The 25,221-nt window shown below is 64.0% G+C and carries 22 protein-coding genes; 12 read left to right on the top strand and 10 right to left on the bottom strand.

From position 1 onward, the window contains the following. Positions 1–22: 22 nt before the first annotated feature. A complete protein-coding gene (locus EJ070_RS21160; RefSeq protein ID WP_126093074.1) occupies positions 23–229 on the bottom strand; it encodes a hypothetical protein in 207 nt (68 codons plus the stop codon). 189 nt (positions 230–418) lie between these two features. Between EJ070_RS21160 and EJ070_RS21155 the strand changes: the two genes are divergently transcribed. The 3 genes from EJ070_RS21155 (at position 419) to EJ070_RS21145 (ending at position 6,239) form a co-directional block, all read left to right on the top strand. Next, the gene (locus tag EJ070_RS21155; RefSeq protein ID WP_126095854.1) at positions 419–4,150 is read left to right on the top strand and encodes a hydantoinase B/oxoprolinase family protein; all 3,732 of its coding nucleotides are present in this window, start codon (positions 419–421) and stop codon (positions 4,148–4,150) included. 179 nt (positions 4,151–4,329) lie between these two features. Continuing rightward, positions 4,330–5,577 (top strand): DUF3419 family protein, encoded by a 1,248-nt coding sequence (locus EJ070_RS21150; protein ID WP_126093073.1) that lies wholly within the window; start codon positions 4,330–4,332, stop codon positions 5,575–5,577. Then, complete coding sequence (locus EJ070_RS21145) at positions 5,574–6,239, top strand: class I SAM-dependent methyltransferase (protein WP_126093072.1); 666 nt, start codon at positions 5,574–5,576, stop codon at positions 6,237–6,239. The genes EJ070_RS21150 and EJ070_RS21145 overlap by 4 nt, the downstream gene beginning before the upstream one ends. A gap of 7 nt (positions 6,240–6,246) precedes the next feature. Here EJ070_RS21145 and EJ070_RS21140 read toward each other — a convergent pair whose 3' ends face one another. Next, positions 6,247–7,632, bottom strand: a complete 1,386-nt coding sequence (locus EJ070_RS21140; protein WP_126093071.1) for a serine hydrolase — start codon at positions 7,630–7,632, stop codon at positions 6,247–6,249. 281 nt (positions 7,633–7,913) lie between these two features. On the opposite strand from EJ070_RS21140, the gene EJ070_RS21135 reads away from it, so the two are divergent. Then, a complete protein-coding gene (locus EJ070_RS21135) occupies positions 7,914–8,705 on the top strand; it encodes a GH25 family lysozyme (RefSeq protein WP_126093070.1) in 792 nt (263 codons plus the stop codon). A 181-nt stretch (positions 8,706–8,886) separates the two neighbouring features. Further along, positions 8,887–10,065, top strand: coding sequence for a lytic murein transglycosylase (locus EJ070_RS21130; RefSeq protein ID WP_126093069.1), 1,179 nt, complete (start codon positions 8,887–8,889; stop codon positions 10,063–10,065). A gap of 17 nt (positions 10,066–10,082) precedes the next feature. Here EJ070_RS21130 and EJ070_RS21125 read toward each other — a convergent pair whose 3' ends face one another. After that, a complete protein-coding gene (locus tag EJ070_RS21125) occupies positions 10,083–10,976 on the bottom strand; it encodes a LysR family transcriptional regulator (protein ID WP_126093068.1) in 894 nt (297 codons plus the stop codon). Between the two features lie 121 nt (positions 10,977–11,097). Between EJ070_RS21125 and EJ070_RS21120 the strand changes: the two genes are divergently transcribed. Then, positions 11,098–11,829 carry an SDR family oxidoreductase gene (locus EJ070_RS21120; protein WP_126093067.1) on the top strand — a complete coding sequence of 244 codons (732 nt, stop codon included), beginning with the start codon at positions 11,098–11,100 and terminating at the stop codon, positions 11,827–11,829. A 182-nt stretch (positions 11,830–12,011) separates the two neighbouring features. Here the strand turns inward: EJ070_RS21120 and EJ070_RS21115 are convergent, their stop codons facing one another. Continuing rightward, positions 12,012–13,232, bottom strand: a complete 1,221-nt coding sequence (locus tag EJ070_RS21115; protein ID WP_126093066.1) for an alanine racemase — start codon at positions 13,230–13,232, stop codon at positions 12,012–12,014. 213 nt (positions 13,233–13,445) lie between these two features. Between EJ070_RS21115 and EJ070_RS21110 the strand changes: the two genes are divergently transcribed. After that, positions 13,446–14,366, top strand: a complete 921-nt coding sequence (locus EJ070_RS21110; protein ID WP_126093065.1) for a DMT family transporter — start codon at positions 13,446–13,448, stop codon at positions 14,364–14,366. Positions 14,367–14,782: 416 nt separating this feature from the next. On the opposite strand, the gene metF is transcribed toward EJ070_RS21110, so the two are convergent. Beyond that, positions 14,783–15,700: a methylenetetrahydrofolate reductase [NAD(P)H] gene (metF, locus tag EJ070_RS21105; RefSeq protein ID WP_126093064.1), complete on the bottom strand. Its 918-nt coding sequence runs from the start codon at positions 15,698–15,700 to the stop codon at positions 14,783–14,785. Further along, positions 15,700–16,707 carry a metalloregulator ArsR/SmtB family transcription factor gene (locus EJ070_RS21100; protein WP_126093063.1) on the bottom strand — a complete coding sequence of 336 codons (1,008 nt, stop codon included), beginning with the start codon at positions 16,705–16,707 and terminating at the stop codon, positions 15,700–15,702. The genes metF and EJ070_RS21100 overlap by 1 nt, the downstream gene beginning before the upstream one ends. 137 nt (positions 16,708–16,844) lie before the next feature. Here EJ070_RS21100 and tsaA point away from each other — a divergent pair, with 137 nt between their 5' ends. The 4 genes from tsaA to EJ070_RS21080 all read left to right on the top strand — a co-directional run bounded on the left by tsaA (position 16,845) and on the right by EJ070_RS21080 (position 19,817). Beyond that, complete coding sequence (gene tsaA, locus EJ070_RS21095) at positions 16,845–17,351, top strand: tRNA (N6-threonylcarbamoyladenosine(37)-N6)-methyltransferase TrmO (RefSeq protein ID WP_126093062.1); 507 nt, start codon at positions 16,845–16,847, stop codon at positions 17,349–17,351. After that, positions 17,348–17,662, top strand: coding sequence for a DUF2293 domain-containing protein (locus tag EJ070_RS21090; RefSeq protein ID WP_126093061.1), 315 nt, complete (start codon positions 17,348–17,350; stop codon positions 17,660–17,662). The genes tsaA and EJ070_RS21090 overlap by 4 nt, the downstream gene beginning before the upstream one ends. 124 nt (positions 17,663–17,786) lie before the next feature. Further along, positions 17,787–18,746 carry a D-amino acid aminotransferase gene (locus EJ070_RS21085; RefSeq protein ID WP_126093060.1) on the top strand — a complete coding sequence of 320 codons (960 nt, stop codon included), beginning with the start codon at positions 17,787–17,789 and terminating at the stop codon, positions 18,744–18,746. 228 nt (positions 18,747–18,974) lie between these two features. Beyond that, on the top strand, positions 18,975–19,817 hold the full coding sequence (locus EJ070_RS21080) for an SDR family oxidoreductase (protein WP_126093059.1): 843 nt from the start codon (positions 18,975–18,977) through the stop codon (positions 19,815–19,817). A gap of 39 nt (positions 19,818–19,856) precedes the next feature. On the opposite strand, the gene EJ070_RS21075 is transcribed toward EJ070_RS21080, so the two are convergent. Next, complete coding sequence (locus EJ070_RS21075) at positions 19,857–20,492, bottom strand: MOSC domain-containing protein (protein WP_126093058.1); 636 nt, start codon at positions 20,490–20,492, stop codon at positions 19,857–19,859. 181 nt (positions 20,493–20,673) lie between these two features. Between EJ070_RS21075 and EJ070_RS21070 the strand changes: the two genes are divergently transcribed. Then, positions 20,674–21,240: an isoprenylcysteine carboxylmethyltransferase family protein gene (locus tag EJ070_RS21070; RefSeq protein WP_126093057.1), complete on the top strand. Its 567-nt coding sequence runs from the start codon at positions 20,674–20,676 to the stop codon at positions 21,238–21,240. 10 nt (positions 21,241–21,250) lie between these two features. Here the strand turns inward: EJ070_RS21070 and EJ070_RS21065 are convergent, their stop codons facing one another. From EJ070_RS21065 to ettA, 3 genes are all read right to left on the bottom strand, one after another. Next, on the bottom strand, positions 21,251–22,372 hold the full coding sequence (locus EJ070_RS21065; protein ID WP_126093056.1) for a beta-ketoacyl-ACP synthase III: 1,122 nt from the start codon (positions 22,370–22,372) through the stop codon (positions 21,251–21,253). A gap of 145 nt (positions 22,373–22,517) precedes the next feature. Next, positions 22,518–23,285, bottom strand: a complete 768-nt coding sequence (gene tam / locus EJ070_RS21060) for a trans-aconitate 2-methyltransferase (RefSeq protein WP_126093055.1) — start codon at positions 23,283–23,285, stop codon at positions 22,518–22,520. Between the two features lie 38 nt (positions 23,286–23,323). Then, positions 23,324–24,973: an energy-dependent translational throttle protein EttA gene (gene ettA / locus EJ070_RS21055; protein ID WP_126093054.1), complete on the bottom strand. Its 1,650-nt coding sequence runs from the start codon at positions 24,971–24,973 to the stop codon at positions 23,324–23,326. Between the last annotated feature and the right edge of the window lie 248 nt (positions 24,974–25,221).

The raw sequence follows: 25,221 nt of genomic DNA, 5'->3' as shown, positions 1-25,221 counted from the left end.
CCGGATTTCATTCGATTGGCTTCTACTGCGCGGGCGCAGCAGGAGGTGTTGCCGGAGCCGGTTCAGCAGGCTTCGAAGCGTCAGGCGTAGCTGGCTTCATCGGCTGCTCATTGGCCGGCGGGTTGGTGCTTTGGGTGGTCGTGTTGTCAGTGCCGGTACCGCTGTTGCTGCAAGCCGCGACCCCCAGCAGGGCGAGCGCCGAAACAGACGCCAGGATGAGCTTCTTCATGGTATCTCTCCTTCAGCAAACGTTCACATTTCGGTGAACGGTCGCAGGAGAAATGCATCAAGCGGCTCCCAGGTTTCGTAACGTTGCATTTCCAAATGTAACATCAACTGGCGATTGCCGCGGTCGAAACGGCGAACTAACAGAACATACGCTCGCACAGATTGGATAAGCAGAATGCCGGAAGCCGCGGTGAACAAGAAATGGGATTTCTGGATCGACCGGGGCGGCACCTTCACCGACGTCATCGGCCGCGATCCGCAGGGCCGGCTGCACCCGCGCAAGCTTCTGTCCGAGAACCCTGAGGTCTATGCCGATGCCGCCATCCAGGGCATTCGCGACCTGCTTGGGCTAAAATCCGGCACCGCCATTCCCGCGGATCGGATCGGCGACATCAAGATGGGCACCACGGTCGCAACCAATGCGCTGCTGGAGCGCAAGGGCGACCGAGTGCTGCTGCTCATCACCAAGGGTTTTCGCGACGCGTTGCGCATCGCCTACCAGGCGCGGCCGGATATTTTTGCCAAGGAAATCATCCTGCCGGAGCAGGTCTACGAGCGCGTGATCGAGATCGACGAGCGGGTGCGCGCCGACGGTTGCGTCGAGCGCCTGCTCGACATCGCCGCCTGCCGCCCGGCGATCGAGCAGGCCAAGGCCGACGGCATCGACGCGGTCGCCATCGTCTTCATGCATGCCTGGAAATATCCCGACCATGAAAAGGCGGTGGCCAAGGTCTGCCGCAAGATCGGCTTCGAGCAGATTTCGGTCAGTCACGAGGTCTCGCCGCTGATCAAGCTGGTCGGCCGTGGCGACACCACGGTGGTGGACGCCTATCTTTCGCCGATCCTGTCGCGCTACGTGCAAAGGGTAGCCGGAGAATTGGGCCCGGGGCCCCGCCTGATGTTCATGATGTCGTCGGGCGGGCTGACCGCCGCCGACATGTTCCAGGGCAAGGATGCGCTGCTTTCCGGCCCGGCCGGCGGCGTGGTCGGCATGGTCGAGACGGCGAAGCTCGCCGGCTTCGACAAGGTCATCGGCTTCGATATGGGCGGCACCTCGACCGATGTCGCCCATTATGACGGCGAGTATGAGCGCGCCTTCGACACCGAAGTCGCAGGCGTGCGCATCCGCGCGCCGATGATGCGCATCCACACCGTCGCCGCCGGCGGCGGTTCGATCCTGCACTACGAGGCCGGCCGCTTTCGCGTCGGTCCTGACTCGGCCGGCGCCAATCCAGGCCCGGCCGCCTACAGGCGCGGCGGGCCGCTCGCCATCACCGACGCCAATGTCATGCTCGGCAAACTGCGGCCCGATTTCTTCCCGACGATCTTCGGTCCCGGCCAGGACCAGCCGCTCGACGTCGAAACCGTGCGAGATAAATTCGCGGCGCTCGCCGCCGAGATCGGCGATGGACGTTCGCCCGAAGCGGTGGCCGAGGGTTTCGTCACCATCGCCGTGGAGAACATGGCCAACGCCATCAAGAAGATCTCGGTGCAGCGCGGCTACGACGTCACCGAATATCTCTTGAACTGCTTCGGCGGCGCCGGCGGCCAGCATGCCTGCCTGGTCGCCGATGCGCTCGGCATGGAAGCCGTGCTCATCCACCCCTTCTCCGGCCTGCTTTCGGCCTACGGCATCGGGCTGTCGACGGTTTTCGCCTCGCGCCAGCAGGCGCTGCTGAAACCTCTCGCCGAAGAGTCCCGTTCCCCGATCGAGGACCTGATTGCGGCATTGCGCCAAGGCGTTGTCGCTGAGCTTGCAGCGCAAGGCATTGCGGAGGCCGCCATCGCCTCCAAGCCGGTCCTGCAGATCCGCTATGACGGTACCGATACGGCGCTGCCGGTGAATTTCGAGCATGGTTCGATCTTCCGCGCCAGAAGCGATTTCGAGGCCGCCCACAAGGCGCAATTCGGCTTCGTCTACGAAAACAAGCCGATGGTCGTCGAAGCGGTCGGCGTCGAAGGCAGCGATGCCGGCGCCGCCGCGCGCGACGAAACTGAATCAAGTCTCGAAGACAAGGCGGCAAGCCCTTGGCAGATCCGGCAATTCTTCGCCGATGGCGGCTGGCGGGACGCCGGCATCTTCCAGCGCGATGGTCTGAAGCCCGGCCATAAGGTGGCCGGCCCCGCGCTGATCATCGAGCCGAACCAGACAATCGTCGTCGAGCCGGGCTGGCAGGCCGGGATCACGGCCCGGAACCATGTGCTTCTGCGGCGGATCGAGAAGAAGGCCCGGCAGGCGGCGCTCGGCACCGAAGCCGATCCGGTGATGCTGGAGGTCTTCAACAACCTCTTCATGTCGATCGCCGAGCAGATGGGCGTGACGCTGCAGAACACGGCATACTCCGTCAACATCAAGGAACGGCTGGACTTTTCCTGCGCGGTGTTCGACCGCCACGGCGCGCTGGTCGCCAACGCGCCGCACATGCCGGTGCATCTGGGATCCATGGACCGCTCGGTCGAAACCGTGATCCGCCTGAACTCGGGCGACATCCACCCAGGCGACGTCTTCGCGCTCAACGCTCCTTACAATGGCGGCACGCATTTGCCCGACATCACTGTCGTGACGCCGGTTTTTTCCCTCCCCCTTGAGGGGAGGGTGGCCGCGAAGCGGTCGGGTGGGGTCCTCTCAGAAGGCACCGCAAATGCGTCGAGCACTGCCGCGACGACCCCCTCCGCCGCCTTCGGCGGCACCTCCCCCTCGAGGGGGGAGGAAATCCTGTTCTGGGCGGCCTCGCGCGGCCACCACGCCGATGTCGGCGGCACGGCGCCCGGCTCGATGACGCCTTTGGCCACCACCGTCGATGAGGAGGGGGTGCTGTTCGACAATTTCCGCATCGTCGATCGCGGCCGCTTCCGCGAGAAGGAGCTCGAGGCGCTCCTCACCGATCATCCCTACCCTGCCCGCAATCCCGCCCAGAACATCGCCGACCTCAAGGCGCAGATCGCCGCCAACGAAAAGGGCGTGGCGGAGCTGCGCAAGATGGTCGCGCATTTCGGCCTCGATGTCGTCGAGGCCTATATGGGCCATGTCCAGGACAATGCCGCAGAGAGCGTGCGCCGCGTGCTGGAACGACTGCCCGACACCTCGGTCTACGAATACCCGACCGATACCGGCCAGGTGATCAAGGTCAGCATCGCCGTCGAGCGCGACAAGCGCGAGGCGACGGTCGACTTCACCGGCACGTCGCCGGTCATGAAGAACAATTTCAACGCGCCGGAACCAGTCGCCCGCGCCGCCGTGCTCTACGCCTTCCGCGTCATGGTCGAGGACATGATTCCGATGAACGCAGGCTGCCTGAGGCCGATCAACATCGTCATTCCCGACGGCTGCATGCTCAAACCGTCCTACCCCGCCGCCGTGGTTGCCGGCAATGTCGAGACATCGCAGCACGTCACCAACGCGCTCTTCGGCGCCATGGGCGCGATGGCCAATGCGCAAGGCACGATGAACAATCTCACCTTCGGCAACCACCAGTACCAATATTACGAGACGATCTGCTCAGGCTCGCCGGCCGGGCGCATGAATTCGGGCCGCGGCTTTGCCGGCACCTCCGGCGTCCACACCCACATGACCAATTCGCGGCTTACCGATCCCGAGGTGCTGGAACTGCGCTTCCCGGTGGTGCTCGAGGACTTCCACATCCGCGAAGGCTCGGGCGGCAAGGGCAAATGGAACGCCGGCGACGGCACCAAGCGCACCATCCGCTTCCTGGAAAGGATGGAATGCGCCATCCTGTCCTCGCACCGCAACCGGCCGCCCCAGGGTCTGGATGGCGGCGGCGATGGCGAGGCAGGCTCGACCAAAATCAGGCGCAACGATGGATCGATCGACGTGCTGAAGGCATGCGACCAGACGACGCTCGATGCCGGCGAGGCCGTCATCGTCACCACGCCGACGCCCGGCGGGTTCGGCAAGGCCTGATGCATGTCGCCCAAAAGTGTGCAGCGGTTTTGGAAAAACGACATGCATGAAAACAATGACTAAGGCGCGTCGCCCGAGTCAGGTCCAGCACGACGCGCTTTAACGTCAACAGCCTGTCACCCGCCTGTCACAACGCTGCGCTACCCGCTTGCGCCAACGCAACTGGGAATCACCTTGCCATGACGGATGTTTCCGGAGAACTCGTTTATCGCCGTGGCAAGGAAGTTGGAAAAGCGGTCTATCAGAACCGCGCCCTGTCGAAGGACGGCATTTCCGAGCGGCTTTTTGCTTTCCTGTTTTCCGGCCTCGTCTACCCGCAGATCTGGGAAGACCCGGATGTCGACATGGACGCCATGCAGCTCGGCGCCGGGCATCGCGTCGTCACGATCGCGTCAGGCGGCTGCAACATTCTGGCCTATCTCACCCGCTCGCCGGCCCGCGTCGATGCCGTCGACCTCAACGCCGCGCATATCGCGCTGAACCGCATGAAGCTGGAAGCGGTTCGCCATCTGCCGTCGCAGGGCGACCTGTTCCGCTTCTTCGGCGCCGCCGACACCAGCCACAATTCGGAAGCCTATGACCGCTTCATCGCGCCGCATCTCGATCCGGTCAGCCGCCACTACTGGGAGCGCAGGAACTGGCGCGGCCGCCGCCGCATCGGCGTCTTCGACCGCAACTTCTATCAGACCGGCCTGCTCGGCCTCTTCATCGCCATGGGCCATCGCGTCGCAAAACTGTTCGGTGTCGATCCGGCCGGCATCATGAAGGCCGAGAACATCGGCGAACAGCGTCGCTTCTTCAACGAGGAGCTGGCGCCGGTCTTCGACAAGAAGCTTTTGCGTTGGGCGACTTCGCGCAAGGCTTCGCTGTTCGGCCTCGGCATCCCGCCGGCCCAGTACGATTCGCTGATCACCTCCGGTGACGGCTCGATGGCGAGCGTCTTGAAGGCGCGGCTGGAAAAGCTCGCCTGCGATTTCCCGCTGAAGAACAACTATTTCGCCTGGCAGGCCTTTGCCCGCCGCTACCCGGAGCCGGGCGAGGCAGCCCTGCCTGCCTATCTGGAACAGCGCAACTATAAGACGATCCGCGCCAACATCGATCGCGTTGGCATCCACCACGCCAACCTGGTCAAGTTCCTCGCCGCCAAGGATGCGGGTTCTGTCGACCGCTTTGTCCTGCTCGACGCGCAGGACTGGATGACCGACGATCAGCTCAACGCGCTGTGGACCGAGATCACCCGTACTGCTTCGGTCGGTGCCCGCGTCATCTTCCGCACCGCCGCCGAGCCCAGCCTGTTGCCGGGCCGCGTCTCCAACTCGCTGCTCGACCAGTGGCACTATGAGAACGAGGCCTCGCGCGAATTTTCCGCCAAGGACCGCTCGGCCATCTATGGCGGCTTCCATCTTTATGTGAAGCGCGCCGCATGAGCACGACGGAGCTGCCGGCCAGCCATGCCGAACTGATGGATGGCGTCTATCGCTGGCAGCGCCATATCTACGACTTCACCCGCAAATACTACCTGCTCGGCCGCGACCGGCTGATTGCGGGGCTCGACGTGCCGCAAGGCGGCACAGTGCTCGAGCTCGGCTGCGGCACCGGCCGCAACATCGTGCTTGCCGCCCGCCGCTATCCGGACGCCCACTTCTTCGGCCTCGATATCTCCGCCGAGATGCTGGAGACGGCGAACGCAGCGATGGCTCGCGAAGGTCTCGCGGCCCGCGTCACTCTCGCGCGAGGCGACGCCACCGACTTCGACGCCAAAGCGCTCTTCGGCACGGCGCGGTTTGACCGCGTCTTCGTGTCCTATTCGCTGTCGATGATCCCTGGTTGGGAAAAGACCGTCTCGGCGGCGCTCGCCGCGCTTGCGCCAGGCGGCTCGCTGCATGTCGTCGATTTCGGCCAGCAAGAGGGCCTGCCGCGCTGGTTCCGCGCCCTGCTGCGCGGCTGGCTGCGGAAATTCCATGTCGAGCCGCGCGCCTCGCTGCGCGACGTACTTGCATCTGAATCGGAGCGGACCGGAGCAACCTTCCGTTTCAGAACGCTTTATCGCGGCTATGCCTGGCTGGGCGTGATCGGCGCTCGAAAGTAGGCACCCCCTACTGATGCAAGGCTTTCACCAGCGCCGCCACCATCGTCTGCGGCCGGTAGCCGAGCTTGGCCGGCGTCAGCCCGAGCCGCACCACGACCAGTTGCTCCGACGGAACGATGGCGACAGTCTGGCCGTCATGGCCTTCCATCCAGTAGGTGTCCTTGGGCAGGCCGGCGGCAACGCCAGCCCCGGGATTCTCCTCATCGCCCGGGCCCTCGATCCACACCTGGCCTTTGCCGTAGACCTTCGAGGCCGGCGCCTGCTGCCGCATCCAGTCGACGAAGCCGGACGGCAGGACTGCCGCGCCGTTCCACACCCCGCCTTGCAGCAGGAACTGGCCGAAGCGCGCCCAGTCATGTGCCGTGGCATAGAGATAGGACGAGCCGACGAACGTGCCCTGCTCGTCGGTCTCGAGCACCGCGCTGTGCATGCCGAGCGGCTCGAACAGTGCCGTCCGAGGCCAGGCCAGCGCCTTCGCCTTGTCGCCGATCGCGTCTTGCCACAGCCGCGACAGCATGACAGCCGTGCCGCTCGAATAGGAAAACACCTTGCCCACATCGCCGGCGAGCGGTTTGGCGTCGGCAAAGCCCGCCATGTCCGGCTCGAGATAGAGCATGCGCGTCACGTCGGCGACGTCGCCATAATCCTCGTTGAACTCCAGCCCGCTCGACATCGCCATCATATCGGCAAGGCTGATCGCGGCGCGGCCATCGACCTTCCACGGCGCGAACAGGCCCTTGTTGTCGAGCGCCATCTTGCCGTCCTTCACCAGCGTGCCGACGATCGCGGCATTCACCGTCTTGGTCATCGACCAGCCGAGCAGCGGCGTCTTGGCCGAAAAACCGTCGCCATAGCGCTCCGCGACGATGCGGCCATTCTTCACCACCACGACCGCGCGCATGCCGGTCCCGGCCATGGCGGCATCGTCGATGATCTTCGACACTTCAGGGTTTTGCGAGCCATCCACCCTTTCGCCTTCGGGCCAGAGCGCATCCTGCGAAGTCACCGCCAGAGGCTCGATACGGACGGACGTCTGCCGCGCCTTGCCGGTATCGCCATTGGGAACCGACGCGCAGCCGAGCCCATCGCGCTCGACGGCAACGCTCTTGCCCAGAACCCAAAACAGACCGGCCGAAACCAGCCCCCTTTCCCTGTCGACCGAAACCTTCATCAGGCGGAGCAACGGATGGCCCGGTGCCTGAACGTCGACGGCAAGCACTTCACCTGGATCGCGGCCCGCTATGAAGACATTGGAGCAGACGATCTTGGCCGAATAGCCGGAACCGACGCGGATCAATTCGGGCGGCGCGAAGTAGAGCCAGGCAAACAGCGCGACCACCGCCAGCACCACGAGACCCAGCAGCCATCTGATGAATTTCACGACAACCCGCATATTTCCCGCCCTTTTTGGACTTCCGGCCCGCTTTATGTCATCGATTTGCCGCCATTGCTTCCGCAAAATCGTGGCCGATGTCGAGCGCCGTCAATGGATTATCAACCATGTTCGGCGATCAAGGAGGGATGTCGCCCAAAAGTGCCAAGTTGCTTTGGGACGACATGCACGAAGAATATCAGGCGGCCCTGTGGGGAGGCCGTCCGGAGGGGGCACGCGTAAGCGACCGCCATCAGTGAAGGACCCATCAGCGGCCGGCTGATCCCGGCTCGGGGGATATCATGCGCCGTCTTGCGGCCATCCTGATGCTTACGCTGTTGGGCGCCTGCTCGACCGTAGACGATCTTTCGCCGCTGGCGCCGTCGTCGCAGACGGTCGCCGTGCGCGCGCCCCGCTTCGAAGATTCCAAGCCGCATGAATGGGACAGCGGCGCGCCATGGAACTATGCCATCCATGGCACCGATGTTTCCAAATATCAAACCTCGGTCGACTGGCCGACGGCCAAGACCAACGGCATTTCCTTCGCCTTCATCAAGGCGACCGAGGGCGGCGATCGCTTCGACGACTATTTCAACGAGCACTGGGCGCGCACCAGGGCCGCCGGAATCCCGCGCGCGGCCTATCATTTCTTCTATTTCTGCACGCCGGCCGCCACCCAGGCGCGCTGGTTCATCGCCAATGTTCCGAAAGACCCGTCGGCAATGCCGCCGGTGCTCGACATGGAATGGAACCCGAAGTCGCCGACCTGCAGGCTGCGCCCCGATCCCGCCACGGTGCGCAGCGAAATGAGCACCTTCCTCCAGATCGTCGAGCGCCACTACGGCAAGAAGCCGATCATCTACACTTCGCTCGACTTCTTCGACGACAACCAGCTGGCGACCTTCCGAAGCTATCCTTACTGGCTGCGCTCGGTCGCCGGCCATCCGCGTCAGAAGTATGGCAGCCATCCTTTCACCTTCTGGCAGTACACCGGCACCGGCATCGTGCCCGGCATGACCGGCAAGTCCGACATCAACGTTTTCAACGGCTCGGAAGCTGCCTGGAACAAGTGGCTGCGGCAGAACACCCGTTGACATCGGCCCTCGTGCCTGCTTTTCGACACGGCGGGCGGCGATAATTGCAACCGCTGGCGATGCGGAGCGGCGCACCCCTGCCGGGGTGCTGAACGGCGCTCCTGGGCTTTGAAATCTACGCATGATCCCATCCGGCCCGGCCGGGTGCCGCGGATCATGCGGCGGTCTCGAAAGGGAAGCGATGCGATTGCGCGTTGATATCTTGGCGGCGGTGGTCCTCGGCGCTTTCGCCTGGCCGGCGGCGGCGCAGGACTGCGGCGGTGATTTCGAAGCCTGGAAACAGGGCGTTGCGACGGAAGCCAAGGCAGCCGGCGTCGGCGCCATTGGCCTGGACGCGCTGGAAAATGCCGCGATCGACGAAAAGGTGCTGGCGCGCGACCGCGCTCAGGGCGTGTTCGCCCAGACCTTCACCCAATTCTCGAACCGCATGATCTCGGCCTACCGGCTGAAGCAGGGCACGGCCAATCTGAAGAAATACGCCGATGTTTTCGCGCGCGCCGACAAGGAATTCGGCGTTCAGCCGGCCGTCATCACCGCCTTTTGGGGATTGGAAACCGATTTCGGCGCCGTGCAGGGCGATTTCCACACGCTGGATGCGCTGGTCACGCTCTCGCATGACTGCCGCCGCCCGCAGCTCTTCCGGCCGCAACTGGTGCCGCTGCTGACTTTGATCGACCGCGGCGTGCTGCCGGCCGACGTCAAAGGCGCCTGGGCCGGCGAGGTCGGCCAGACGCAGATCCTGCCCACCGACTATCTCGCCCGCGGTGTCGATGGCGATGGCGACGGCAAGGTCGATCTCAGAAACAGCGCGCCGGACGTCATCATGACCACCGCCGACAAGATCCTGTCGCGCGGCTGGAAGCGCGATCAGCCTTGGGTCGAGGAAGTGCGCGTGCCAGACGACATGCCCTGGGACCAGACCGGCCGCACCAACAAGCTGCCTCTGTCGCAATGGGCTGAGTGGGGCGTCACCAATCCGAACGGCACGCCGCTGGTCGACAATGGCCTGAAAGCCGGCCTTGCGCTGCCGATGGGCCGCAAAGGTCCCGCCTTCCTGACCTACGACAATTTCGACGTCTATCTGGAGTGGAACCAGTCCTTCACCTATGCGCTGACTGCCGCGGTGCTTGCGGCCCGTCTTGCCGGCGCGCCGCAGTTCGACCCGCGTACGCCGGAGCAAGGCCTGACAGGCGATCAGATGAAGGCGCTGCAAACCAAGCTCGAAGCCAAGGGCTACGACGTCGGCACCGTCGACGGCATCCTGGGCACGAACACCCGCGAAGCGATCCGCAAGGAGCAGATGCGGCTCGGCCTGCCCGTGGATGGCTGGCCGACGCCGGAGCTGCTGGCGAAATTGTGAACAGTGGCGAGATTCCGTTACCCTCGCCTCGATCGCACGAAATCAATGAATGCACGCAACGCCGGCGGCACGAGCCGTCGGCTCGGATGGTATAGATAGAAACCGGGAAAGCGGGGCGACCAGGGTTCGAGAAACCGGGCCAGCCTGCCCCTCTCGATCCATGGCTGGACCTGATAGTCAATCATGTAGGCCACACCAGCCCCATCCAGTGCCGCGTTGAGCATCAGCTCCGTATCGTTGACCGTGAGACTTCCCTTGACCGCGATTTCCAGCGATCGCTTGCCGCGCGAAAACTCCCATCGGTAGATGCCGCCGCCGGGCCATTGGAAATTGATGCAGCGGTGCTGGTGCAGGTCCTGTGGATGATGCGGGACTGCGCGGCCCTTCAGATAGGCGGGAGCAGCCACCGCAGCCATTTGCAGATCGTCACTCAGCTTCACCGCCACCATGTCTTTTTCCAGCCGCTCACCGAGGCGGATTCCGGCGTCGAAACGCCCCTCGACAATGTTGGCCAGCAGATCGTCGACGATGATTGTCAGCGCGACGTCGGGATAGGCGCGCTGGAAATCGCCGAGGATCGGCGCGATGAAGCGCATTGCGGCAACGCGCGGAACATTGATGCGCAGCGAACCGGCCGGGTTGTCACGCGCGGCCTGAACCTCAGCGACAGCGTCATCCAGCTCTCCGAACGCAACGCCAAGGCGCGTAAACAGCGTCTCGCCGGCCACGGTGGGCGAGACACTGCGCGTCGTGCGGTTGAGCAATCGCACGCCGACACGTGCCTCCAACTGCCGGATCGACTGGCTGAGCGCGGGCGGCGATATCCGCAACCGCGCTGCTGCGCGGACGAAGCTGCCCTCTTCCACGATCGCCGCGAACGCTTTGAGCTCGGTGAATTCGGACCCACGCATTATGTATTCCTAGATTAACAAGACAGTCAGATAATAGGTGATTATACGATCAATTACATGTCGCTATTCCTCAACTGGCCGCCACATCGGCGCGGCCTTGAAGAGTTGAAGGAAATCGATCATGTCTCAATCACTGCAGGGCAAAACAGCAATTGTCACCGGCAGTTCACGCGGCATCGGTCGTGCCATAGCCGAGGGTCTCGCCGCCAACGGCGCCTCCGTCGTCATCAACTATGTCGGCAACAGGAAAGCCGGCGATGACGTGGTCGCTGCCATTTTGGCCAACGGCGGAAAAGCACTGGCCATTCAGGCGGATATTTCCATTCCGACTGATGTCCGCAGGCTGTTCGACGAAACCGAGGGCCAACTGGGTGCCATCGACATTGTCGTCGCCAATGTCGGCGTCGCTGTCATCAAGCCGCTCGTCGAAGCAAGCGAGGCTGATTTCGACCGCGTCTTCGGCACCAACGCCAAGGGCACGTTCTTCACGCTTCAGGAAGCGGCCAAGCGTGTCCGCGACGGCGGCCGCATCATTGCCGTCTCGACGGGCGGTACCAAGATGTTCTTCACGCAGACGGCGCTCTATCTCGGCAGCAAGGGCGCTGTCGAACAGTTCGTTCGCGTGCTCTCTCGCGAGCTCGGGCCGCGCGGGGTTACAGTGAATGCGCTGTCGCCAGGCTTCACCGACACCGACCTGTTGCCGGAGCGGGATCGTGCCGTGGCCGCCGGCATGTCGCCGTTCGGCCGGATTGGCACACCGCGTGATGTCGCCGATGTTGCTGTCTTCCTCGCCAGCGACCAAGCCCGCTGGCTCACCGGCGAAAACATCCAGGCCGGCGGCGGGGTGGCGTAAGGACAGGCAGTAGGCAGTAGGCAGTAGGCAGTAGGCAGTAGGCAGTAGGCAGTAGGCAGTAGGCAGTAGGCAGTAGAAAAATACCAAGGCGATATTCGATATTCAAAGGGATAGGGACAATTAACACGCCCTCCTCCTTTCTACCTCCTATTGCCTATTGCCTAATCCCTACTGCCTGCTGCCTAGTCCGCCATCGTCTCCAGACTGGCGAACCCCTCCGGCGCGTCACCCTCATCGAAGGGCGTCGCAACCTCGACGAATGTATCGGGAAAGAATCCGTTGAAGCGCGTCCGGAGCGACAGCGAATAGGCGCCGATATGGCCGATCTCGATCCAGTCGCCGGTATCGACCGTTTCCGGCAGCCAGAACGGCCGCGACAGGATGTCGACGGAATCGCAGGTCGCGCCGCAGACCTTGAACGGCACGATGGTCTTCTCGCTGCCGTTGCGCGTGCGGATCGCGGGATCGGGAATGAAGCGCGCCGGCAGCGTGATCTTGCCGGTCCATGAATCGGAGAGCGACGCCCAGATGCCGTCATTGATGTAGAGCCGCTTGCCCTTGCGCAAGAGCACGCGAACGATCAGCGACAGGCAGCGCGCCACGATCACGCGGCCTGGCTCGGCCACCAGCGGCATCCGATCGAACTGGTATTCCTTGAGGTCGCCGGAGAGCCGCGACATGAGCTGCCCCAGCGAAGGCATCTCGATGTGCCTGCGATTGGGGTCATGGCCGTATTCGGCCGGAAAGCCGCCGCCGACATCGAGTCCGGCAATGTCGAAGGTCAGCCGGTTGCGCACCCAGTCGGCCGAGGCGAGCGCCCGCTCATAAGTGTCGGGGTCCTCGATCTGGCTGCCGACGTGGAAGCAGAGGCCGACCTTGTAGCCTGTGCGGTTGAGCCGCTCGGCAAGCTCGACCGCATTGGCGGGCCCGGCGCCGAACTTCTTCGACAGCTCATAGGCGGCTTGGCCCTTGGTCTGGATGCGCACGAACACCGTCAGCGCGCCCGGGTCGATATCGAGCGCACGCACGACGCGCGTCAGCTTGGTGATCTCGTCCTCATGGTCGAGCGAGATCACCCGGATACCGTATTTCTCCAGCGCCAGCTTGATGTCCGACTGCGCCTTGACCGGATGCATGTAGAGCATCTCAGCGTCGGGCGAGACGGCGCGCACGGCGGCGAACTCGCCGGGCGAGGCGACGTCGAAGGCGCCGACGCCTGCCTCGACCAGCGTCTTCAGCACGATCTGCTCGCCATTGGTCTTGACCGCATAGGCGGTCTTGCCGGGGAACATGCCCATGAACTGCAAGGCATCGGCCTTCAGCACCTGCGGACGGAAGCAATAGACCGGATCGTCCGGACGAAACGCCAGTGCCGCCTCGCGGGCATTTTCGAATCGCTGCATGGACGAATCCTTGATCTGGGGCGCGCACAATTAATCCTAGGTAGCCGCCAAAGAAAACAGTTCTGTGTCTCGTCTTCCCGGACGGCTCGCTGCACCCTTTTTCGAACGCTAAACCACCAGTCGGGTTTCGGGTGGCCCTTGCCGCCAGACCGGATATCGGTTGGAGGCTGTTCGGCGGGCCGAGACTGCGACCGGCCTGGGAGGGTTGACGACATGACGATTACGGCTGGCGCCGCGGCGACGCGCGGACCGATGACGCTCAAGGACTGGGCGCAACTGCTGCTGCTCGGCGCGATCTGGGGCGGCTCGTTCTTCTTTGCCCGCATTGCCGTGTCCGAGATCCACCCGCTGGCGCTGGTGCTGTTTCGCGTCGCCATCGCCGCGGCGGCGCTTCAGCTCTATCTGGCGATGCGCGGCCCGTCCTTCCGCCTCGCCTTTCCTTACGCCGGCATGTTCTTCCTGCTGGCATTCACCAACAACATCGTCCCCTTCTCCCTGATCTTCGCCGGCCAGACCGAGCTCGGCGCCGGAGTCGCTTCGGTGCTCAACGCCACCACGCCGTTCTGGACGCTGATCCTCGCCAACGCGCTCACCACGGACGAGAAGCTGTCGTGGAACAAGCTGGCCGGCATCGCGCTCGGCGTTGCCGGCACGGCAGTGATGATCGGGCCTGGCCTGGTCGCCGGCCTCGGCGGGCCGGTCTGGGCCAAGTTCGCGCTGATCGGTGCCTCGCTGTCCTACGCGGTTGCCCTGATGATCGCGCGCCGCTTCAAGGGCGTGCCCTCGCCGGTCATCGCCACGGGGCAGCTGACCGCCTCGACCATCATCATGGTCCCGGTCGTGCTCACTGCGTACGGCCCTGCCGGACTGTTTTCGGCCTCGCCGCCTGTCTGGGCCGCGGTGGTTGCGCTGGCGCTGCTGTCCACCGCCTTCGCCTATATCCTCTACTTCAACCTCGTCGCCTCGGCCGGCGCCACCAATGCCTCGCTGGTCACGCTGGTCGTGCCGGTCAGCGCGGTGCTGCTCGGTTTCCTGTTCCTCGGGGAACGACTGCAGCTCTTCGAAATGGGCGGCATGGCGCTGATCGCACTCGGCCTTCTCACCATTGACGGACGCCTGTTCGGCCGATGGTAGCGGTGTCATGCCACAACGCCGCCACAATTTATTCACAACGCCTGAGACGACTTTTGCCGAAGACTTTCAATGGCTAACGGCAAATCCCAAGTCGCAAATTCCACAATCATGTCGCATTGCAGCATGTTTTCCGCTTGCCTGTGGCACAAATGACTCTAGATTCCGGCCATAGCTCTTAAGAGGAGGCTATGGCATGGGACTGACGAGGCCAATCAACGCATTGATGATTTGTGCAGCGTTCGCATTCATCGGTGCCCTTATCATAGGCGTTCTTCCCTGACCCGCCAAAGCCGGGAAGACAAGCACCGAAAATAGTCCAAACAGTTCGAAAGGCCGGGTTCCACCCGGCCTTTTCCGTTTCAATCTTTATGCATGTCGTATTCCCAAAACCGCTGCACACTTTTGGGCGACATGCATTAAGCCGCGGCCGATCCGGCCACATCCGCCTCATGCGAGCGGATGCCGATCATGTGGCAGACGGCGAAGACCAGATCGGCGCGGTTCATCGTGTAGAAGTGGAAATCGCTGACGCCGCGTTCGACGAGGTCGAGCACCTGCTCCGCCGCCACCGCGGAGGCAACGAGCGCGTGGGTCTGCGGATCATTCTCGAGCCCTTCGAAGCGTTCGGCCAGCCATGCCGGCACCAGCGCGCCGCAGCGCGAGGAGAAATTGGCGACCTGGGTGAAACTATGCACCGGCAGGATGCCCGGCACGATCGGGATGTAGATGCCGGCGCGCCGCGCCCGCTCGACATAGCGTTCGTAAAGGTCGTTGTCGAAGAAGAACTGGGTGATCGCCCGCGTCGCGCCGTTGTCGACCTTGCGCTTCAGCATGTCGATGTCGGTGGCGAAGTCCGGACTTTCCGGATGTTTTTCCGGATAGGCCGAGACCGATATGTCGAAATCGCCGACGCTTTTCAGCGCCCCGACCAGTTCGGCGCCGTTGGCGTAGCCGTCGGGATGCGGACGGTAGGCGGTTCCCACGCCCGCGGCCGGATCGCCGCGCAAGGCGACGAAACGGGTAACGCCGAAATCGGCGAATTCACGGATGACGGCGTCGACCTGATGGCGGGCGGCATCGACACAGGTCATGTGCGCCGCCGGCGTCAGCGTCGTCTCGTTGAGAATGCGCTTGACCGTGCGCGCCGTGCGCTCGCGGGTCGAGCCGCCTGCGCCGTAGGTCACCGACACGAATTGCGGCTTGAGCGGCTCCAGCCTTGTGACGGTGTCCCACAACCTTGCTTCCATGTCGTCGGTCTTCGGCGGGAAGAACTCGAACGACACCCGGACCTTGTCGCCAATGTCTGGGCGGCGGGAAAAGCGGAACTGGTTCATCAGGCTGTTTCCCTTGCTGGGAGTACGTCGTTGGACGGGTCGGCGATCAGAAGGCGACGGTCGCGGCCGAGCCAGAGCTTGACGGTGAGTTTTGCCTCTGCCTGGCCGCGCGGCTCGAATTCCTGGCTGTCTTCGAGATCGAGCCCTGCCTCCGCGAACCAGTCGGCGATCTGCCGGTCGGAGAAGCCGAGCCGCATATGCGCATGCTGGTCGCGCAGGAACTCCAGATTGTGAGGCGCGAAGTCGACGATGACCAGCCTGCCCGCCGGACGCAGCAGCCTCGCCGCCTCATCGATGGCGCGGCCCGGATCGTCGAGATAGTGCAGCACCTGGTGGATAGTGACGAGGTCGAAGGCGTTGCGCTCGACCGGCGGCGAAAAAATGTCGCCCTGGCGCACTTGCGCGTTGGCGACGCCCGCCTTGTCGAGATTGGCGCGCGCTACCGTCAGCATCTCGCGCGACATGTCTATGCCGACGCCGCGCCGGTAGAGCGGCGCAAAGATCTCCAGCAGCCTGCCGGTGCCGGTGCCGAGGTCGAGCATCGACTGGAACGGTCGCTTGCCGACAAGCTTCAGCAGCGCGGCTTCCACCGCGCGGTCCGGTACATGCAGCGAGCGGATTCGATCCCAGCTCGCGGCGTTCTCCGAGAAATACTCTGCGGCACGGTCTTGCCGTTTGCGCTTGACCGCTGCCAGCCGCTCCAGATCGCGCACCACCTGCGGATCGGCCTCGCGCACGCCCGAGACCAGACGCTGCACGAAGGCACGCGAGCTGTCCGTATCCGACAGCCTGAAGAATGCCCACGACCCTTCCTGGTAGCGGCCGATCAGCCCGGCATCGAGCAGGAGCTTCAGATGCCGGGAGACGCGGGGCTGCGATTGGCCAAGGATTTCAGTAAGGTCGGAGACTGTGAGATCGCCGCGCGACAGCAGCACCAGGATGCGCAGGCGGCTGGATTCGGCCGCCGCCTTCAATGTATCTACCATCGTGTCGAGGGTGACATGCATGAGCGGGTTCTCGTTGAAAGATATAAAGATATGTTTATGTCGAATTTGAAACCCTGGCAAGCGCTATGTCGCTTCCGGACAAGAAAATGGCGCAGCCATGATCCGCGCGCCGAAAACGGTTGAGTGGACGGAACGCGATGTTCGAGACGCGCGAGGGTGAGAAGCTCCTGGAGGCCGACCCGGCGGATATGCCGCCGGATGGCCATATCGTCTTCATCGGTCACATCCTCTCGCCCTGGACCAGTCGTGAGGATTGTCCGAAGAACATGCGCGCAGCCCGCGAGACCGGACGGACGGCAGCGATTCTGATCGAGGAGGCCTACCGCCCGGGACTGCGAAACCTCGACCGCGCCAGCCACATCGCCGTCCTGTCCTGGCTCGATCACGCTCCGCGGAATCTCATCGTGCAGAAACCACGCCATGCTGCCGAACCGAAAGGCGTTTTCTCGCTGCGCTCCCCCGCCCGGCCGAACCCTGTCGGTCTGCATGTCGCGAAGCTCGTCGCGCTCGATATTGAGGCAGGCCGTATCGAGATCGATGCCATCGATGTGCTCGACGGCACGCCGGTCATCGACATCAAGCCCTACTACGCTTCGATCGATGCCTTCCCGGAAGCGACCATTGCCGGGCGCGACGAGAAATGAGCGCGCCCACCGGCCGCCGCCGCGCCATCGCCAAGGCGTTGACCGCGCTCTTGCCGCTCGCCCCCTATGCCGACATGGAAAAGATCCGCGCCGACGCCGGGGCCGTGCATATGAAGAGTTTGCCGCCGACGATCGCAGTGTGGCTGGCAACCATCGCCCATGTCCGCCACGCCCATACCGACTACGAGAAGCTGCTTGCCGAAGGCTATGACCGGGACTCGGCGCGCTTCTTCGTCATCGAGCGGACCAATGAGGTGCTCACCCGCTGGCGCGCGACGCGCTTGCTGGACGAGGACGACGAGGACGAGTGAGGCTGACGGGAACCGCCTCGAACGCGGCAGCCGCCTCGCAGGCCAAGCGGCGCCGGTGACCTGGCTCTACTGCGTCCGGAGCCGCACGCTAGCCTGCCGCAGCGACGAGGGAGGAATGATAGAAATGAGCCAAGCCGCCGCCAAGCCCGCCGGGCCGCTCCCCGTTCTGTCAGATCGTTATCTCGACCCGCACGCCTATCCGGACGGCGTGGCTTACCTGGATGGCCAATATCTGCCGATGTCCCAAGCCAAAGTCTCGGTGCTGGACTGGGGCTTCCTGCATTCGGACGCCACTTACGATACGGTTCATGTCTGGGATGGCCGCTTTTTCCGTCTCGACCTGCATCTCGAGCGTTTCTTCGGCGGGCTGGAAAAGCTTCGCATGACCATCCCGTTCGACCGCGACGGCGTCGCCGAAATCCTTCACAATTGCGTTGCACTGTCGGGCCATCGAGCCGCCTATGTCGAGATGCTGTGCACGCGCGGCGCTTCGCCGACCTTCAGCCGCGATCCGCGTCAGGCGATCAACCGCTTCATGGCTTTCGCCGTCCCCTTTGGCTCGGTCGCCAATGCCGAGCAGTTGCGAAGCGGCCTCCATGTCGCGATCAGCGACAAGGTCCGCATTCCGCCTGCCTCGATCGATCCCTCGATCAAGAACTATCACTGGCTGGACCTGGTGCGTGGGCTCTATGATGCCTACGACCGCGGCGCCGATACCGCGCTGATCCTCGACTTCAGCGGCAACCTCGCCGAAGGTCCAGGCTTCAACGTGTTCTGCGTCAAGGCGGGCAAACTGTCGACGCCCGCCGTCGGCGTGCTGCCCGGGATCACGCGCCGTACCGTGTTTGACCTATGCGCCGAGGCGGGGCTCTCTGCGGTGGCGACGGATGTCAGCGTGGCTGCGCTGAAAGAGGCCGACGAAGTCTTTATCACCTCGACCGCCGGCGGCATTATGCCCGTCACGACGATCGACGGCGCCCCCGTGGCCGATGGCAAGGTCGGTACGATCACCGAGCGTCTGATGCGCCTTTACTGGCAGAGGCATGAGGACCCGGCCTGGTCGAGCGCGGTGCGCTATCCCTGACCCTGCCACCAAATAATTCCGGCGGCGCCTCTGGAAAAGCGCCGAGAGCGCCGTATATGCAGCAAGCGGAGTATCCTCCGTTTACATCCGGAATACATCGTCCCCCAGAGCAATTCCAGGAATGCCCGCAGCGGTTTTCCGACCGGAATTACGCGAAAACAAAGACTTGGAGTGGCTCGGCGATTCCGAGAAACGCTGAAACCCCTCTAAGGGCAAGGATCACAGATCATGACTGACAGGGTTTGGTTCATCACCGGATCGTCGAAGGGTTTTGGCCGCGTCTGGGCCGAAGCCGCGCTCGCCCGCGGCGATCGCGTCGCGGCAACCGCGCGCGATGCCGGCACACTCGCCGATCTCGTCGAAAAATATGGCGACAACATTGCCGCCATCAAGCTCGACGTCACCGACAAGCAAGCGGTCGACGCCGCGATCGCCGAGGCGCACAAGCGCTTCGGCCGGCTCGACGTCGTCATCAACAATGCCGGCTACGGCCATTTCGGCGCCATCGAGGAGGTCTCCGAGCAGGAAGCGCGCGACCAGATCGAGACCAACGTCTTCGGCGCGCTTTGGGTCACCCAGGCTGCGCTGCCTATCATGCGGGCGCAGCGCTCCGGCCACATCATCCAGATCTCCTCGATCGGCGGCGTCAACGCCTTTGCCTCGCTCGGCCTTTATCACGCTTCGAAATGGGCGCTGGAGGCGTTCAGCCAGTCGCTCAGCCTGGAGGTCGCCGAATTCGGCATCCATGTCACGCTGGTCGAACCGGGTGGCTTCTCCACCGACTGGGCCGGCCCGTCGGCCAAGACATCGAAAGCGATCGAGGCTTACGCGCCCGCCCGCGCCGCGATGGCCGAGCGCCGCAGCCGCGCTGTCGCCGGCGATCCCGAGGCGACCGGTCCGGCAATGCTGGCTGTCGTCGACGCTGCCGAGCCGCCGCTGAGAGTCTTCTTCGGCGATGGCGGCCTGCCGATGATCCGCCAGGAATACGCCAACCGTATCGCCACCTGGGAGAAGTGGGACGATATCTCGGTCATGGCCCAGGGCGCCAACAAGAACCGCAAGGCGGCTTGAACGCGCAAGGCCGCGCTGCGAAAGCGGCGCGGCCTTGACCTAAGCGCGATAGATCCACTGCTCCGGCACCCGCACCGAGATCTCCTCGCCTGCTCTGATGATGCCTGGCTTCTCGACCCAGGCGACGAGGCCGCGCAGCCGCTTCGCCGCCTTGGGGAACAGCAGCGCTCCCGCCTCACGATCAGCCATGTCGGCGTTCTCGGCCACCGAGCGCCCGGAGAAGCGGCAGGGCCCGTTTTGCGCATCGATCTTGATGGTCACGCCTTCCTTGAAGAACAGCAAGGACCCCGCCGGCAGCATGGAGAGACGCGGCAGGCCCTCGATCAGCAGGTTGGCGCCGATCCATTCCGGCTTGATCTCCGCGATGCCCATGCGCTCGGCGACCATGGCAAGCTCGTCCGCCGCCACGAGTGACAACTGCCTCTCGTTGCGCATCTCGGTGCCGCGTGGATACCAGGGCTCGCGCCCGCCGGACCGTCGCGTCGCGCCGGCATGGAAATCGCCCTCGATGCCGTCGAAGCCGAGCCGCAATTCCTCCACCGGTCTCGTCTCGAAACGATCGAAAGGCGCTTTGTAGAGCGCGGCCGCCTTCGCCGCGAGCTTGTGGGCCGGCACGATGTCGACGGACTGCTCGGTCGCCGGGGAGAGCTCTGAATTGGTTTTGGAGTCTTGCATGTCGCGGCTCTAGCGATCCCCTGCCTTGCGGTCCAGTCGAAAGCGCTGATGGTCCGATCAACCAGCTTGATACGCGGATGATCACGATCTTCTTACCGAAAACGCTATCCGATTTCGCCATGCGCCGTATTGCCGCCCCGCGTCATCGATCTGATGGTAGCCCCTGGCAGGAGGTATCCAAATGCATCCCGCACCCGCAATCGCCGCGCTCTGGCTGATTTGGGTCGTGTCTTGGCTCTTGGCCGCCGCTTGGGCCGACCCGGTGCAAAAGCGTGCAGGCTTCCGGGCTGAGTTCCGTTATCGCATCCTGTGGGCCATCGGCACGATCCTGCTGTTCGTGCCGGCGCACGGCTATGTCGGCCGGCTGCGGGTTTGGACGCCGACGCTGACGGAAGCATGGATCTGCGTTGCCCTGATCGCCATCGGCCTCGCCTTCTCCTGGTGGGCGCGCCTGCATCTCGGCCGGCTTTGGTCCGGCACCATCACCGCCAAGGCCGACCACCGCGTGGTCGATACCGGCCCTTACGGGTTGGTCCGCCACCCGATCTATAGCGGCCTGCTGCTGGCAATCCTCGCCACCATGGCGGCCAAGGGCACGGTCTGGGGCATTGCCGGCGCAGTGCTGCTGATCATCGGCATCGTCGTGAAGGCCAGGCTGGAAGAGAGCTTCCTGCGCGGCGAGCTCGGCACCGCCTATGACGACTATGCCAGGCGCGTGCCCATGCTGGTGCCCTTCGCACCGGCATAGATACGAGGGGTCACAGCATTTTCAACAGCGCGCCGCCGATCGAATAACCGGCCCCGAAGGCGCAGAGCAGGCCGAAATCGCCGGCCTTCATGTCGGCGTGGTTCTCCGACAGCGCCACGATCGCGCCGGCGCCAGCCGTGTTGCCGAGCCGCTCCAGCACCATCGGCGCGCGGTCGTGGCCGACATCGTGGCCGAAGGCGAGTTTCAGGATCATCGCGTTCATGCGCGCATTCGCCTGATGCAGCCAGAAGCGGCGGATGCCTTGCGGCGTCAGCCCATGCTCGGCCAGGAATTCGACGATGAATTTGTGGCCGGCGACGGTGACTTCCTTGAACACCTTGTTGCCGACCTGCTTGATCAGGTTGCCCTCGAGCTTGATCATGTAGGGATCGTCCTGGGCGGTGCGGGTGTGGTAGCCGAGATTGGTGCGGATGTTGTTCGACAACTGCGTCCAGGTGCGCGTGTCGAGCACCTCGAAGCGTCCCGGCCGCTTTTCGCCCTGGTTGAGCCCCTCGACGATCATTGCGACGGAAGCGTCGCCGAAGATGAAATGCGTCTGCCGGTCGCGGAAGTTGAGATGGCCGGTGATGATCTCGGGCGTCGAGACCAGGATGCGCCTGTGCGCCCCTGCCCTGACCAGGTTGACCGCGATGTGCAGCGCGGCCGCGGCGGAAGAACAGCCCAGTCCCATGTCGAAGCCGGCGCCCCTGGTGCCCAGCGCCTCCTGCATCTCGATGGCGATCGCCGGATAGGGCCGCTGATGATGCGAGGCCGAGCAGATCACCAGGTCGATATCCGAGGGCTGCAGGCCAGCATGGTCCAGCGCCTTTCTGGAGGATGCGATGCCGAATTCAGCCTGGAGCGACAGCGCGTCGTCCGGCCGCGCCGGAATGCGCGGCGCCATGCGGGTGGGATCGAGGATGCCCTCGCGCTCGACCACATGGCGCGTCCGCACGCCCGACGCGTGGACGATGAAGTCACTGTCCGACTTCTGCAGCAGCGTCTCGCCGGTAACAGCGCGGCGTGCATTCTCGGTGTCGACCCAGCTGTTGAAGCTCTCGACCAGCTCTTCATTGGTGATGACGGCTTCAGGAATTTCGGCGCCGATGCCGCTGATGATGACGCGATGCATGTCCAATCCGTCCGGGGCACGGGCGTTGCGGGCTCTGATGTGGGCGCGGACACGGCCCGGCGCAACCCTTGTCGCATTCGGCAGGTTTATGCCAGCTTAAACCAGCCGCCGGTCCCAGTTATCGCGATGAGTTGACCGGAAGCGGTCAGGCCCGCTTGGCGATGATGAAGATGCGCGGAAAACGCAGCAACACCTTGCCGTTCGCCATCTTCGGATGGGCCTGTGCGATCTTTGCCGTATAGCTGTCGAGGAACGCCTTCTTCTCAACCGCGTCGAGCGGATCGAGGAAGGGCTTCAGCCCCGTCGACTTGACCCATTCGACGATCGCTTCGGCATCCGCCAGCGGATGGTTGTAGATCGTATGCCAGATGTCCACGCGATCCGCGAGCGGCGACAACAGATCGTAGTAGAACGAAACCGGCGGCAGCGGTCCGCGCGCCGCGCCCTCGAGCTTGGCCGCGAACGGCATCTCGGCCGCCGTATCGCGCATCAGCTTGTGTGCGGGTTCGCCGAGATTGTCGGGCATCTGGATGGCCAAGGCGCCGCCTGGCGCGAGCAGCCCCATCAGCCGCTGGAACACCGCCGGATGCTCCGGCAGCCACTGGAAGACGGCGTTGGCGAAGATGACGTCGACCGGGTTCTCCGGCTGCCAGGCGGAAGCATCCGCGAGTTCGAAATTGACGTTGGGCAGCCGCGCCCTCGCCTTCTCGATCATGTCGGGCGAGGTGTCGAACCCGCTGACCTCGGCATCCGGCCAGCGCTCGACCAGAAGCTCGGTCGAGTTGCCTGGGCCGCAGCCGATGTCGACGACGCGGCGCGGAAAGTCGACGGGAACTTGTGCCGCCAAGTCCCGCGCGGGCCGCGTGCGCTCGTCCTCGAACTTCAGATATTGGGCGGCGGACCAGTCAGCCATTCGATCACCTCCGCTCGTCCTCGCCGCCGGCTTTGTCCCTACCGCGTCAGCCGCTTGTGCGTCATGCGGTGCGGGGTCGCCGCTTCCGCGCCCAGGCGGCGCAGCTTGTCCTTCTCGTATTCCTCGAAATTGCCCTCGAACCATTCGACATGCGCGTCCCCCTCGAAGGCGAGCATGTGGGTCGCCATGCGGTCGAGGAACATGCGGTCGTGGCTGATGATGACCGCGCAGCCGGCATAGGCTTCCAGCGCGTCTTCCAGCGCGCCCAGCGTTTCGGTGTCGAGGTCGTTGGTCGGTTCGTCGAGCAGCAGCACATTGCCGCCGCCCTTCAGCATCTTGGCCAGGTGCACGCGGTTGCGCTGGCCGCCCGAAAGATTGCCAACCTTCTGCTGCTGGTCGCCGCCGCGGAAATTGAAGGACGAGCAGTAGGCGCGGCTGTTGATCTCGTGCTTGCCGAGCTTGATCACCTCGGCGCCGCCGGAGACCTCTTCCCAAACCGTCTTGTTCGGGTCGAGCGCGTCGCGGCTCTGGTCGACATAGCCGAGCCTCACCGTCTCGCCGATGCGGATCGAGCCGGCATCCGGCTTTTCCTGGCCGGTGATCATCTTGAACAGCGTCGTCTTGCCGGCGCCGTTCGGGCCGATGACGCCGACGATGCCGCCCGGCGGCAGCTTGAACGACAGGTTCTCGATCAGAAGCTCATCGCCGAAGCCCTTATTGAGGCCTTCGATCTCGACAACCACATTGCCGAGGCGCTCGCTCGACGGGATGACGATCTGCGTGTCGGTCGGCTTGCGGTTCTGCGATTGCTCGACCAGTTCCTCATAGGCCTTGATGCGCGCCTTGGATTTGGTCTGCCGCGCTTTCGGCGAGGACTGGATCCACTCGCGCTCGCGCCAGATCGCCTTCTGGCGGGCGTCGTCCTCGCGCCCTTCCTGGATCAGGCGCTTGGCCTTGGCGTCGAGATATTTGGTGTAGTTGCCCTCATAGGGGATGCCGCGGCCGCGGTCGAGCTCGAGGATCCAGCCGGTGACGTTGTCGAGGAAGTAGCGGTCGTGGGTAATGATCAGCACCGAGCCCGGATAGTCGCGCAGATGCTTTTCCAGCCATTGCGTGGTCTCGGCGTCGAGATGGTTGGTCGGCTCGTCGAGCAGCAAGAGATCGGGCTGCTCGAGCAGCAGCCGGCAGAGCGCCACGCGGCGGCGCTCGCCGCCCGACAGGTTGGTCACCTCGGAATCGGCCGGCGGGCACTGCAGCGCGTCCATCGCCATCTCCACCTGCTGCTCGAGGTCCCAAAGGTTGAGGCGGTCCATCTCGTCCTGGAGCTTGGCCGACTCCTCCGCCGTCTCGTCGGAATAGTTCATCATCAGCTCGTTGTAGCGTTCGATGATGGCGGTCTTCCTGGCGACGCCGTCCATGACGTTTCCGCGCACGGTCTTGTTGGCGTCGAGCTGCGGCTCCTGCGCGAGGTAGCCGACGGTCGCGCCCTCGGCCAGCCAGGCCTCACCCTGATACTCCTTGTCGAGCCCGGCCATGATGCGCAGGATGGTCGACTTGCCCGAGCCGTTGGGGCCGAGGATGCCGATCTTGGCGTCCGGATAGAAGGACAGGTGGATGTTGTCGAGCACCTTCTTGGTGCCATAGGCCTTCGACAGGCCGGACATGTGATAGATGAACTGGCGAGCCACGCGCGCTTTCCCTGGAAACTGAAGTGTCAAGGTGGATGGGGGTTGCGCGCTATGTAGGCGATGAAGCGCCGAACGGCAATCGCTTTCGGCGTGCCGTGTCGATCCCAGGGCTTTCGCCGGGCTGGATATCGTTGTTTTCCGTGCGCGGCACGAGCTGGTGAAAGCAGCGGTTAACCATTCGCCGTCAGAACGGAGAAGGTTTGGAAATTGCGGCAAGGCCGCGATTTCCGCAAAAGATCGGATCGATC

Origin of the sequence: Mesorhizobium sp. M1E.F.Ca.ET.045.02.1.1 (assembly GCF_003952485.1) — a bacterium.
Lineage (GTDB): Bacteria > Pseudomonadota > Alphaproteobacteria > Rhizobiales > Rhizobiaceae > Mesorhizobium.
This window is presented reverse-complemented; position numbering and strand designations above follow the sequence as displayed.

Excerpts from the sequence above, each read along its gene's own strand:
- EJ070_RS21090 (WP_126093061.1), top strand. The coding sequence starts at position 17,348 with ATGAGCGCGCCCACCGGCCGCCGCCGCGCCATCGCCAAGGCGTTGACC.
- EJ070_RS21070 (WP_126093057.1), top strand. The coding sequence starts at position 20,674 with ATGCATCCCGCACCCGCAATCGCCGCGCTCTGGCTGATTTGGGTCGTG.
- EJ070_RS21160 (WP_126093074.1), bottom strand. The coding sequence starts at position 229 with ATGAAGAAGCTCATCCTGGCGTCTGTTTCGGCGCTCGCCCTGCTGGGG.
- EJ070_RS21125 (WP_126093068.1), bottom strand. The coding sequence starts at position 10,976 with ATGCGTGGGTCCGAATTCACCGAGCTCAAAGCGTTCGCGGCGATCGTG.
- EJ070_RS21075 (WP_126093058.1), bottom strand. The coding sequence starts at position 20,492 with ATGCAAGACTCCAAAACCAATTCAGAGCTCTCCCCGGCGACCGAGCAG.
- EJ070_RS21120 (WP_126093067.1), top strand. The coding sequence starts at position 11,098 with ATGTCTCAATCACTGCAGGGCAAAACAGCAATTGTCACCGGCAGTTCA.
- metF (WP_126093064.1), bottom strand. The coding sequence starts at position 15,700 with ATGAACCAGTTCCGCTTTTCCCGCCGCCCAGACATTGGCGACAAGGTC.
- EJ070_RS21140 (WP_126093071.1), bottom strand. The coding sequence starts at position 7,632 with ATGCGGGTTGTCGTGAAATTCATCAGATGGCTGCTGGGTCTCGTGGTG.
- EJ070_RS21110 (WP_126093065.1), top strand. The coding sequence starts at position 13,446 with ATGACGATTACGGCTGGCGCCGCGGCGACGCGCGGACCGATGACGCTC.
- EJ070_RS21130 (WP_126093069.1), top strand. The coding sequence starts at position 8,887 with ATGCGATTGCGCGTTGATATCTTGGCGGCGGTGGTCCTCGGCGCTTTC.
- EJ070_RS21100 (WP_126093063.1), bottom strand. The coding sequence starts at position 16,707 with ATGCATGTCACCCTCGACACGATGGTAGATACATTGAAGGCGGCGGCC.
- EJ070_RS21150 (WP_126093073.1), top strand. The coding sequence starts at position 4,330 with ATGACGGATGTTTCCGGAGAACTCGTTTATCGCCGTGGCAAGGAAGTT.
- tam (WP_126093055.1), bottom strand. The coding sequence starts at position 23,285 with ATGGCTGACTGGTCCGCCGCCCAATATCTGAAGTTCGAGGACGAGCGC.
- EJ070_RS21085 (WP_126093060.1), top strand. The coding sequence starts at position 17,787 with ATGAGCCAAGCCGCCGCCAAGCCCGCCGGGCCGCTCCCCGTTCTGTCA.
- EJ070_RS21115 (WP_126093066.1), bottom strand. The coding sequence starts at position 13,232 with ATGCAGCGATTCGAAAATGCCCGCGAGGCGGCACTGGCGTTTCGTCCG.
- EJ070_RS21080 (WP_126093059.1), top strand. The coding sequence starts at position 18,975 with ATGACTGACAGGGTTTGGTTCATCACCGGATCGTCGAAGGGTTTTGGC.
- EJ070_RS21065 (WP_126093056.1), bottom strand. The coding sequence starts at position 22,372 with ATGCATCGCGTCATCATCAGCGGCATCGGCGCCGAAATTCCTGAAGCC.
- EJ070_RS21145 (WP_126093072.1), top strand. The coding sequence starts at position 5,574 with ATGAGCACGACGGAGCTGCCGGCCAGCCATGCCGAACTGATGGATGGC.
- tsaA (WP_126093062.1), top strand. The coding sequence starts at position 16,845 with ATGTTCGAGACGCGCGAGGGTGAGAAGCTCCTGGAGGCCGACCCGGCG.
- EJ070_RS21135 (WP_126093070.1), top strand. The coding sequence starts at position 7,914 with ATGCGCCGTCTTGCGGCCATCCTGATGCTTACGCTGTTGGGCGCCTGC.